Below are 11,405 nucleotides of genomic sequence, written 5' to 3'. Positions count from 1 at the left end.
CTACCATCACAACCAGACCCGCCGCAATCATGAGGTTATGCACCCAACTATTTCCGATGGTTCCGTTTGTGATCCAGCCTAAAAATGGATAAGACTCGCTGCAATCGTGACGGTAAAAATACCCGAAACATATATCGGACCTACACCTAACACAGGCAAATGCGAAGTTCCGGTTTTAGTCATACAGCTATTTTCGCACAAGCCTAACCTGCTCTAGCAATGGCAGAAGTAGCTAACACTATGGCAACCGCCGCAGAAGGAGAAGTAAAAGCAATATCCCGGGTAACCACGCCGCGATTATTTTCTATGCGGATTAACCCATCGCTAACTAACTTTTGGTGACGACTAGCGATAGCCGTATAGGAGTTAACCGTTGCCTGGCTTCTGGCTTTGCTGGTTTCCCAATTCGCAACCACGATTGATCCCTTGAGGAGGAAAAACTCGCCATCAATCAGCTGCATCGAGGCATCTATCCGATCTTTTTGTCTGCGCAGATGGAAAACAGGTGAAGAAACTATCTGAGCGGTAGCTGGTTGCACAGTATTTTCTGGGGAACGCAAAACGTTGACTCCCAGGATCGGCAAAATCAGCTTCATATTATCTAAGAATGATTCTGCTGATGCTCGTTGCGCTTCAGAAAGCTTCCTGCTGCGAGGGGTTTGCTTGTTATCGGGCATAGAACAGCGCTCAGCATTCTTAGCGATTTCAACCAGACGGGCTTCTAAATAACCCCAATGTCCCTCGTTAAAAGAGCGTTGCAAGCTCGCAATAATAACTTTTGGATATTAACCCGACCTTTTCCCACTGTGGTTTTTTGTCATGATCGCGCAGGCGCTCTACAAAGTTTTCTGTCTTGCCTATATAGCACCACGTGTTCTCAATAGCTTCAGGGTCATTCCCAAGAAGAATATACACACCATTACAAGCGATTGAGCTGAATGACCCCGTGTTTGCATGGGTTTTGAGAGGTTTGAGTTTGTTTGAATATCGTAGCGACTAGACATCATAATTCTGCTGAAGTCAACACCGCTTTAGCAGGGATTTTTATGGTTTTTGCTTCTAATCATAAAGAGATTATTTGCGGAACTCGGGATGGTAAAAACTCAGCAAAATTGCCGCAGCTATCAGGACTGTGCAACATGTCATTGGTAGCCACGGAGAGAGTCCGTAAAGTGCGGTGGAGGCTATCGGTGCCACTACATAGGCTGCACCATTGTTAGCATTAATCAACCCGGCCAGCCCACCTTGCTCTTCGGGCTTCATTTGCAAAGTAGGCGCCGTGTTGTAGCCAGGCATCGCCAGGCCTAGACCAAAGCCTGTCAAGATGCTGGCCACGATGAACAGTCCAAGATTTAGTGGATAAACCAAGAGTAGTAACCCGAGAAGAACGATTATTAATCCTCTTCTAAAGAGTTTTTTAGCACCCCAGTTTAACCTTGGAGCCACCAAGGCCTGCGCCAGTATCATCACCACACCCATTATTGACATGCACAAAGCGGTGAGCCCTGCTGTTGCGCCGGCCGCTAGCTTCAATACATCCTGCAGTAAAAAGCCGAAAAGTGTAGCCACGGTAGAAAAAGCAGTAAACATTAGGAAACCGCAAGCCAGGAACACGAATACTCTTGAATCAAAATAGGAAACTTTTGCCGGTTGAGCGACTTTTTCTTCTCCACCTTTGGGTTTGAATGTTAGCAGCAAAACGGCAACGCCTAAAAGCATGACCAGAGGCATCACCAGTAAGGGCATCATGAAACCTCCTATAGCTGCAAGGCTGCCGCCCAATAAGGCTCCAAGAATAGACGAGAATCCTTGCGCAGCGCCCAAGACTCCCAGACCTTTTACCCGTTGCGTCTCATTGTAAGTATGAGTCACAACGTAGGTTTGCGCGGCTGGGGAAACTGATGCGATGGCACCGCCGTACAGCACGCCCCTAGTTATGACTACTCCTAGAATCAACGCTATGCCGGTGAGCAGACCCTTAAATCCTAGCCACACCACCATAGCGAATCCGCTTAGAGCCAGGATTCCGGCAAACATCCCAATAAGCAAAATGCGCCGAGATCCCCATCGCAATGAGACCCGTCCCCACCTGGTAGAGGTAAGAGAGAACATGACGGCTGCTAACGAAATGGTGGCACCAATATGCCATTCCTTCAACCCGATTTCGCGCGATAGCGGAGCCAGAATTGGATTAAGAATCATCTGCCCCATATATGCCAGTAAAACCGTCAAAAACAGGGGAAACAGTCCCGTTATTTTTGATTCGACTTTCTCGTTTCGTTCATTAGTGGCGCACATTAAAACATCCTTTCCAAAGTGAGCTACCAATCAAGCTGAAACAATACTAGAACAATGTTCTAGTATTGTCGAGGTTGAGGGTATGCTGTTTTCGTGGGAAATAAAGACAAGCGGGTAAACACGGGTAGACGCGCCTGGCTGACGCAGGAAAAGATCATGTACACCGCAATGGAACTGACCCGAGAGTGCGGTCTAGAAAAATGGTCGATTCGTGACCTTGCGCAGCATCTGGGAGTAGTTCCCTCTGTCATCTACCACCATTACCAAAACCGTGACGCCATTACCGCTTCTGTAATCGGCGAGATCACTAGCACCATCGAGCTACCGGACGAGCATCTGGAATGGAAAGATTGGTTCATCTCCCTAGCAGAAAATGTCAGGCCCGTCTTTCTTGAATTCCCCGGAGTCACCGACAAACTGATGTATGGACATATGGACGCCGCGTTGATACCAATCTTGGAGGTGGCTTACGAAAAACTACGGGACGCTGGTTTTAGCAAGTACATTCACATCGCATACTCAATTATCATCAACACGATACTGTGGAGCATTAGTGCTCGCAACTTGCGCAGCCCAACCAAGCAGGAACAGCGCCACGACCTAGGCCAAATGATTACCCAACTTCAGCCCCTAGCTGCCTGCTCCACAACGCTCGCTGACATCATCCAAGGCTACTTAATTCCGCTAGCCAACCCGAAAAATGAAGACCGCATGAGTCAGGAATACTTTGAAATCATCATAGAAGTCGTACTCGCCGGTTTAGAGATAGCGATTTTGCCTCGCGAAAACGCCTAACGAACTTGTGAACAAGAAAACTCATCAATACTCATAAAATATTTCCCAAAATCGCAAGGCATCCGGCTAAGAGCAGACCCTTTTCGGCCTCTCCCTCTATTTCCTGCGATTTTCCAATAAATACAAGAAAATCCACTATATCCAGAGCTTCCCAAACAACTGGTACGACTACATCAAATACTGCACTACCAATGAACTAGCTATCGCCCTTCACAGTACACAGGCTTCTCCCAGGAATCCGCAGCCTATATTGAGAAGACTGAGCCCACCCTATTGCGTATGGACGAAGAGGAAACCTCCATCTCGACTTCTGGTTTACCTCTTCAACGAACATCAACGTGAAGAAAGAAGCCGACGAAATCTTCCACTATTGTCTTCCTCTCGCTTATAAAGCTGGGAAAGTTGATCGCGGCGTGCAGAGGTGAGAATGCCCGTCCAATCCTCTATCCCCGCAGTAGCCATACCACCTGGGGTTCCATCGACCAGAAAAAGCTCTACCGCTTTACCCCGCGCCATCACAACCACGCCCCTCGTTCACACGCACCTAACCTCAAGAATAACTGAGAAAAAAACAGATCATCCCTCAATACGAGGATCCAACAGAAAGAAAACACCATGGGTGAGCCAATAGATCTGGTTGACTGCTGGCACATCGAAACCGGCAGAGCCGTACCGAAACGCATCTGGTTTATCGACGATATTATTCCTGCCGGAGTTTAGCGGGCTAAATGTTTAGTGAGATAACAGGCGAATAGCTGAGGATGGGCGGCGTGCCACTGGTGACCCGCACCTTGGATAACTTCTAGGTGAGCCGCGGGGATAAGACCTGCGATTTTGCGAGCTGCAGAAAGGTTTGCTTTATCTTTGCTACCGCAAACCACAGTTACAGGCATGGATAAAGTCGGTAGCTGCGAAGTGAGGTCTAAACCTTTCAAACTATCGAGCACGCCCACCAGCTCAGGTTTGCTAAGCTGCGGCGGACAGACCCATTTCGTTGGTAAAACCCGGATTAGTGTCTTTTGCAGACTCATCAACATTTTTGGGGGTTTAGCTTGCGGAGCTGAAACAAACAGTGAGGACACCTTATCGGGATGGGTGACCGCGATCTTTAAAGCGATCACTGCGCCCAACGATAACCCGACCAGGTGAACTGGTTCGGTGAGTAAGTCAGAAATCTGGGTGCATACGTCTTCGAGCGACCAGCAAGCCAGCGGCGGTTTCATTCTCAAAACGTCTAAAGATATGCACTCGGTTTGTGGCAGCTGCTTTATTATGGGGTTCCAAACATCACGGGTTTCACCCAACCCGTGCAGAAACACGACCTTTTGGGCATCGCTCATTTACGCAGCGCGAAAAAACCTGCAACCAGGCTAGTTACCAGAAAACCAGCAGCATTTCCGATAGCAGTGACCGGCGAAATCACGTGCGTGAACCCGAAAACAGCAAAACAGACAGCTGCAAATAATAGCCCAACGGCTACCAGCATTAACCAGTTACGCATTCGCGCATTGTTCTTTCCCAATATATGCCCTTCCCCTTTTACTTGTTCGTTCACTGATTATCCCATAACTGTCGTTACCGAAAAGAAAGGTAAACCCCCAAGGCTGATTCGTCTTTTGGTTTGAAGATTGGCCTTGAGGGTGAGCTAAAAGAGAAATCGTACCTGCACCACCAGAACAGCGTTATTTGCTAGTGAGATAGGCACATTTTCATCTCCGCTAGCGAGTTAAACCCCAAAATCATACCGAACAGGAAAAACACGATACTAGGTAACGCAAAACCCAAACCCGCTAACGCAAGCGATTTTTCACCCCCCCTAAGCGATACTCGCTAACGCAAAAGGGTACTTATCAAATCCGACGTCTAAGTGGATACTTAGACGTCGAAAATGATAAAAGCCGCTTGAGTCCTTGAACCCCTGTTGAGCAGGGGTTTTGTCGTTTCTGGGGTTGTTCGTTGGCTCGCTGGAGGTCCGGTGATCTGGTGCTCGTCGCCATGACGTCCGCGCGGCAGGGGCACGTTTCTGGTTGAGGGGGTCTGCGGGAATGCTTGCGTTAGCGGGTATCAGACGAGGGTGTTAGAACAAGAAATCTGGCATCGAGAAGGCTTCTGGCACGTTGTATCTGATTTCGTTGGCTTCTTTGCGGACGTTGATGTTCGAGCTTTCGAGGAGAATCGGGTTCAGGTGGGGTTTTCCTTCGTGAAGGAAGATTGCATTGGAGACGTTGATTCGAATGTAAGTGGCGCTCTCGCGGGTGAATCCGAGTCGTTGGAGAAGGATGGTTTCCTGTTTCGTTGTGCCGTACTCGACGTATTCGTACCAGTCGTTGTCGAACTGCTCTTTTCCGTGGACCTTCTTGTATTCGTTGGAGAATTTAAGAAAGTAATTCGATAGCTCAAAAAGGATTACTTGCTCAATAGCTTCAAGCGTGTCACTAAAAACAAGGTTTCGGTGTTCTTTCGAATCTAGGTAGCGATTCGGTTGCCGATTGATCCACACAATTCCAGTTTTCCGGTGATGCTCGATTGCACGATTCATGATGGAACGCAAACCGTGTCCCTCCATCCATTGCAACAGGAGGACGGTGTACCAGGACAGCATAGCGAGCTGGTCACTTCCCTTGGTTGTTCTCCCTAACGTCTCGGGATTGTAAATTCGCCATTTGAAGATTGAGGCAAGCCGCTGAAGAAACGCGAGGGTCTCGTCGTAACTGAACTTTCCGTTTGGAGAAAGTTGTGGATACTGGAGTCCAGCTTGGATTGCGTGCGTCAGCGCTTCTGCCTGGTCAACGGAGACATTGATATCGTCATCTTGTTGGCCTTCGCGTCGCGAGAAAGTAGCAATAATGCTGTTGGTAGCCTGTTCGTCAAGATAGTCAGAGAATTCTTCACGCACCAGGCTTTGACGTCCGGTAGTGATGTCGCGCAAGAGCATGAGACCGAATTTGCGTTTCATATCATAACGCTCATAGCTCTCATTCCCTTTGGAGAATTCGATGCGACCTTCCTGTAGATCCTTGACGACACCTTGCTTCATTTTCTTGCTGATAATTTGTGAGTCAGTTTGCACGGATAGCTTCTGTGCAGGAACGTTCGCTTGTAGGAGTTCCTTGGCCTTTTGCTCGGATGCAAGTTGGTTGCCCACGATGATGAATACGTTGCCGTAGAGGTTGAACTCGATACGCCCGACTCGGCCGATCAGGTTCTTGAAGTCGACTGCTGTCATTCCTGCTCTGCCGATTTTGTTGGTTGTGATGACGAGGTTGTCGGCGGGAAGGTTGACTCCTTCGAGGAGCGTGCTGGTGCAGAATAGTGTCGAGATTTTGCCTTCGCGGAACAGGCCTTCGATGCGTTCGCGGATCGCTGGCGGGAGGTAGCCGATGTGGTAGCTGACGCCTCTACGGATGAGACCGCTGAGGTAGTAGTCCTCGTGGACGTCGCGTTCGATGTCTTTTGCGAGAGCGTCCAAGTCTTTATCGTTGAGGTCTGCCAAACCCTGGGCATAGTCACGCGCCGCTTGCACTGCGTGATGTCGGGCAGAATGAAACACGATGGTTTGCCCACGATGATCTGAACCTCGTGATGATTCACTAACAAATCGGGTTACGCCCTGTGCGGTAGCGTCCTGAGCTTGAAGTGAGGCTAGGTGCGTGAATTCTTGGGTGTGGTCGTTGTAGCTGGAAATGGTGTTCTCGTGCAGGTTGACGAGGTATTTGAATTGCGCGACTGGCGAATACTGGGTTGCGACCGCGTTGGTTTCATTTTCGTCAGAGTTTGGATCAACCAGCCTTAGGAATACCTCTGGGTTGGGAATGTTGGGTGAAGCGAAGATGAAGTGTGGTGGTCTGTGGCGGTGTTGAAGGATTGTCACGGTTTGGTAGTAGAACGGGGCGCGGCTGTTCTTGCCTGAGAGTTTGTGTGATTCGTCGAAAAAGACGTACTCGAATTCGATTGCAGGTTTGCCGATCAGAAGGTAAAGCAAGCGTTCTGGGGTGAGCACGAAGATGAAGTTGTGATCGCCTTCGAGCACGATGTCACCAGCGGCACTGACGATTCGATAGTTGTGCCGTTCAAGGTCTTCGCCGAGGTCAGCGATCAGTTTCGAGCGGGTCTCGTTGATCAGCGCTTTTGACGGCACGATGATCGCAAAGTTGGCTGTCACCCCGGATTTGATCTGGTTGGTGATGAAGGTGCGCATGATGAAGGACTTACCCAGCGACGTTGGAGCTGAGAAGGAAAACTTGCCGTCGTTCAGGCGGTCGTAGATCTTCTTTTGCGGCGCGAAAAACTTCATCGATTTGTCACCGGGCACGGTGAGGTACTCGGCTTGGTAGGCGTTGAATGCGGCGTCGAGGACGCCCGCATCGGAAGTCACGCCCAACTGCTTCAGGCCTGGGTAGTTACCTAGCGTGGTGAAGATTGCAGGAACGTATGCCTGCGTGTGCGGATCGTCTGGGTAGAGGATGTGGCACAGGAGCGCGATTTCTTGCGCCCACACCCTGTGCCGGTCACGATTGGTGGGGTGGGTTGATTTCGACAGCAGGTCTGCGAACCGCAGGGCGGCTTCAAGATCCACGTCGTATGGGTGACGATCCACCAACCCCAACCGATGTAAGCCGTAATTGTAGAGCAGGTTGGCGTACAGCTGTTTGAGGAATTCGTTGGAGTCGATGTCAGAAAATACGAGATCGCCGACGGTTACTTGCTTGTCAGACATGGCTACCACCTGGCCCGTCCACGAGCCCATCCATGATCGCGCACGCATCGACGTCTACTTCGTTGAGTGGCAAAACATAGATGTAGAACGAGTAATTATCCAGGTTTCGGGTGTTGATCTCGTTGGCGATGATTTGGGCGTGCGCTGCGATATCGCCCTGCATTTTCTGATCGAGCGCAGCCCGATATCGCTGGTTGCTGTAGTTCTTCGGATCGAGACCGATGTCATAGCCCAGAAACATCGAATAAGCGGTATCGAACACGGGTGCCCCACCCGGCTTCGGGATTAGCAGATCTTTGACGTAGTTTGCTGTTGCTGGCTCGAGGGTCTTGGTGAACACAGTTTGCTCGGCGAGCTGAACTTCGCGTGTTCGGTTCTTTTCGATGTCTACGACGCGCTCGAATGCTGCAGTGATGGCATCCCCAATGTTGCCCACAACGCTGGAGGTTCCAAACACGATGCTGCTGGTGGTTCGCTGACCGTCTGGTGTGAGTAGGTGGATGGCGTCACAGCGGCTGTGGATCTGGCCTCGGGCCTGGTTGAGCTCGATCTTGCTCATCACTTTGGGTGCTTCAAGGATTTGTTCGAGCAGGACGTAGAGCAAGATTTCGCCCAACCCCATGCCGTCTTGTTGTGAACGCATCCGGTTTACCGCGTCGAGAGCAACTTCTTCGAGATCGTCTCGCTGTTTGTAACCTTCGTATTCGGCGCGGGAGAAGACGTAGCGTCCAACGTTGCGTTTGAGGAACTTGATGAGGGCTGTGTGGTCGAAGCGGTTGTTTTGGATAGACAGATGGAACAGGCGTAACTGTTCGTCGTTTCGAAGACCTAACGTGTTCGAATGGGCCACTTCGGTGAACGTGGACGCGAATGTGTCGCCGCGCAGCGTTGGCGTTATCGTTGCCTGTGCCATCTCGTCTTCTCCCAAAAGGTGTCCTTCCCGCCTACAGCTTTTCGAGGATACGTACGAGCTCCGACAAAGTGACCGCCCCGTCGGGTGGGGTGACGCCATCTTCGAAGACCATGTAGTAGCGGTAGTCATTGCCGGACATGTTTGCCCACGCCCGGCCGAGCCTGATCTTGCGGTTAGAATCGTCGTTCTTCAAATGCTCGCCCTTGGACTCGACAACCACGATGGTGCCGCTGGTGGTCATCACGACGAAATCTGGGTAGTGGTTGAACGGACCGTTGAGGCAAAAGCCCTTGCGTTCAATGACGCGGTGCCACCAGCGAACGTTGTTCATGCCGGAGAAGCGACCAGCGAGTTCGAGCTCAAAGCCGTTCATCTTGTCTTCGGCCTCATATAGCGACCCACCGATCAGGGAGGAGGCATGAATGGGCTGGATCGCTTTCGGGAACGCATAGAGCGGTTGAACATCAACGCGGCGGGTCTCGATGTCCTCATAGAATCTCTTGATTTTGTGCGCTTCTAAAAGGCCGTCAATTTTCTGTTTGACCTTGCTTGCTACCGCATGTGGGTGTTCTTGATAGGTCAGCAGCTGCTCGGTGCCGAAGGTTTCAACCATCCGCACGATGTATGCGCGCAGGTCAGAGTCAGTGATCGAATTGATCGGTTTGATCCGATCGTAGATGGCGATTGCCGTGTTGCGTTTTTGTCCTTCGACGCTCAGTTTCGAGAAGTGTTCGCGCATGAATTTCTGATCGGTGCTCGACATCCGGAAGGCTTTAGGAACCTCGGAGTCTTTTCGCACGTCGATCTTGTACATCTGCTCGTCTGCCGTCGACAGGTCAATGTCGATGTCCTTCGTAGCCAAGTCAAAGTCACCGGCTAGTGCCTCGTGCTTGAGCTCGTTGTATCCCTCATGAGCGGTCGGGAACAATGCTGATCCGGGTTCTTGGATGACGAATTGGGGAAGGCGAAGGGTTTCGATCTCGTCAGCGAATTCGTGGTTGACGAAGCTCGTGTCCACAGCATCCTCCAAATCTGAAGGCACGAAGCCCTCACCCATCTGTGCGGCTTCTTCGGCCTCCTGCTCATAGTCCGCACCCTGCTGAGCCGCCTGCTCGATCATCGAAGCCACCGTCGGATCCGCCGAAGGCTCTGGTGAACTAGCGGATTCTTCTCGCGCATCTAAATCCGCTGCAACCTGTTCTTCATCGAACTCCAGGAACTCTTCAACGTCCATACCTTCCCCTGGGACTGGGGACGTTGGGGCGGGTTTGCTTGGCTGGTTCGTGCCAGTGAAGTCGAAAGCGACTTGATCGGCTGCACGGAAGTCACGCTTGGAGAATCCGGCACTGTTGAGCCCGGCAACGATCTGTTTGAGCGTGACGCCGAAATCGTTTGAAGAGGTCAACACGTAGCTCATGTTTAACAACGTGTTCGGCTGCTTCCTGGCGTGGGGTTGGCGCAGAACACGGCCAAGGATCTGCTCAACATCGACCTGGCTGGTTTTGTTCGCCAACGACGCCAGAATGTAGGCGAAGGGGCAATCCCAGCCCTCCTTCAACGCGTTCACCGTGATGATGAAACTGATCGGGCACTCCTTGCTGAGCAGGTCAACGCCTTTAAGCTCGTTTACGTCGGCGGTCTTAATCGCGATCTGCTCGGCAGGAATACCCGCCTTGACGAGCTTGTCACGCAGCCGCTCAAACGAGGTAGCGTCCTCGCTCGTCTTTGGCTGAGCCTGAAACAACACGATCGGTCGAATATAAGAGCCACCACTTTCATACTGCTGTGTAGCAGCGACTTCTAGAGAACGGCGAAGATCGATCGCGTCCGTAACGACATCCTTTTGCGACGCCCGGTTATATGCGATGACCGGAAGTTTGACCATGCTCTCGTTCTTAAGTGAGAGCGCATCCACATACGAGATCACGTTCGCTTGCCGCTTCGGGGTTGCGGTCAGATCAAGAATGAATGCAGGGTTGAAATTCGTGAGCATCTCCTGGCTCAACGTGCTCGTCGCGTGATGCGACTCATCCACGATAACGACGGGATTCAACTGGTTAATCACCTGGAACAGTGCTGTTTCATCCGCGTTCTCGATCGGCTGCCCCGGGGCACCAAACGCGGTCGCGAACGAGGCGAGATTCCCATTAGCTTGGTATGCCTTGCGTCCGTCCTTTGTTCGTGAGCGGAACGAATCATACGAGAGCACCATCACTGACAGCTGCTCAGCCACGGTCGACGGACTGAAATTCTGACCAGCTAGCAACTCTTCCTTCGAATACACCTCAACTCGGCCACCAAAATCAGCGTTCAACTTCTGCCGATACGGATGGGCCGGATTCTTCAACGCCGCCAAGGTTTGCGTCAAAATCGAATCTGAGGGCACCAGCCACACCACAGCCTGTTTCCGCGTCGGCGGCAAAGCCTCAAATATCGGCTTCACCGACGCACAAGCCAAAAACGTCTTCCCACCGCCAGTGGGGACCTTGTAACACACGTGCGGAACACCATCGATCACATTCTGGTAGCCCGGCATCTGCGGGATGCCAACCTCAATCTGGCGAGACTCCCAAAACACCTTAAAAGCATCGCTCAGCGTAGGCTGCTCGTTGAGCTGGGTGAGGTAATCCTCTAGATCGGCGATCACCCGGTTTTGATACTTCTTCAACTCCATAACCAACA

8 protein-coding genes are annotated in these 11,405 nt (G+C 51.3%); 1 reads left to right on the top strand and 7 read right to left on the bottom strand.

The features are described from left to right. Positions 1 to 203: 203 nt before the first annotated feature. Together PG731_RS03900 and PG731_RS03895 are read right to left on the bottom strand one after the other, a co-directional pair. Complete coding sequence (locus PG731_RS03900; RefSeq protein ID WP_270772282.1) at positions 204 to 761, bottom strand: hypothetical protein; 558 nt, start codon at positions 759 to 761, stop codon at positions 204 to 206. Between the two features lie 313 nt (positions 762 to 1,074). After that, a complete protein-coding gene (locus PG731_RS03895) occupies positions 1,075 to 2,298 on the bottom strand; it encodes an MFS transporter (RefSeq protein WP_333558941.1) in 1,224 nt (407 codons plus the stop codon). A 93-nt stretch (positions 2,299 to 2,391) separates the two neighbouring features. Between PG731_RS03895 and PG731_RS03890 the strand changes: the two genes are divergently transcribed. Continuing rightward, positions 2,392 to 3,093: a TetR/AcrR family transcriptional regulator gene (locus tag PG731_RS03890; RefSeq protein ID WP_270772280.1), complete on the top strand. Its 702-nt coding sequence runs from the start codon at positions 2,392 to 2,394 to the stop codon at positions 3,091 to 3,093. 716 nt (positions 3,094 to 3,809) lie between these two features. Here the strand turns inward: PG731_RS03890 and PG731_RS03885 are convergent. The 5 genes from PG731_RS03885 to PG731_RS03865 form a co-directional block, all read right to left on the bottom strand. After that, entirely contained in the window at positions 3,810 to 4,433 is a 624-nt protein-coding gene (locus PG731_RS03885) for an alpha/beta fold hydrolase (protein WP_270772279.1), read from the bottom strand. Continuing rightward, entirely contained in the window at positions 4,430 to 4,648 is a 219-nt protein-coding gene (locus PG731_RS03880) for a sodium:proton antiporter (RefSeq protein WP_270772278.1), read from the bottom strand. Before PG731_RS03880 ends, PG731_RS03885 begins: the two co-directional genes overlap by 4 nt. Positions 4,649 to 5,170: 522 nt before the next feature. Further along, positions 5,171 to 7,810: a DEAD/DEAH box helicase gene (locus tag PG731_RS03875; protein ID WP_270772277.1), complete on the bottom strand. Its 2,640-nt coding sequence runs from the start codon at positions 7,808 to 7,810 to the stop codon at positions 5,171 to 5,173. Then, the gene (locus PG731_RS03870; protein ID WP_270772276.1) at positions 7,803 to 8,738 is read right to left on the bottom strand and encodes a HamA C-terminal domain-containing protein; all 936 of its coding nucleotides are present in this window, start codon (positions 8,736 to 8,738) and stop codon (positions 7,803 to 7,805) included. The genes PG731_RS03875 and PG731_RS03870 overlap by 8 nt, the downstream gene beginning before the upstream one ends. A gap of 16 nt (positions 8,739 to 8,754) precedes the next feature. After that, positions 8,755 to 11,397 carry a DEAD/DEAH box helicase family protein gene (locus tag PG731_RS03865; RefSeq protein ID WP_270772275.1) on the bottom strand — a complete coding sequence of 881 codons (2,643 nt, stop codon included), beginning with the start codon at positions 11,395 to 11,397 and terminating at the stop codon, positions 8,755 to 8,757. Positions 11,398 to 11,405: the final 8 nt, after the last annotated feature.

The sequence above is a fragment of the Pauljensenia sp. OF14-1SRA genome, assembly GCF_027694595.1.
Taxonomy (GTDB): Bacteria; Actinomycetota; Actinomycetes; order Actinomycetales; family Actinomycetaceae; genus Pauljensenia; species Pauljensenia turicensis_B.
The sequence above is the reverse complement of the archived record's forward strand: the minus strand, read 5'-3'. Positions and strand labels throughout refer to the sequence as shown.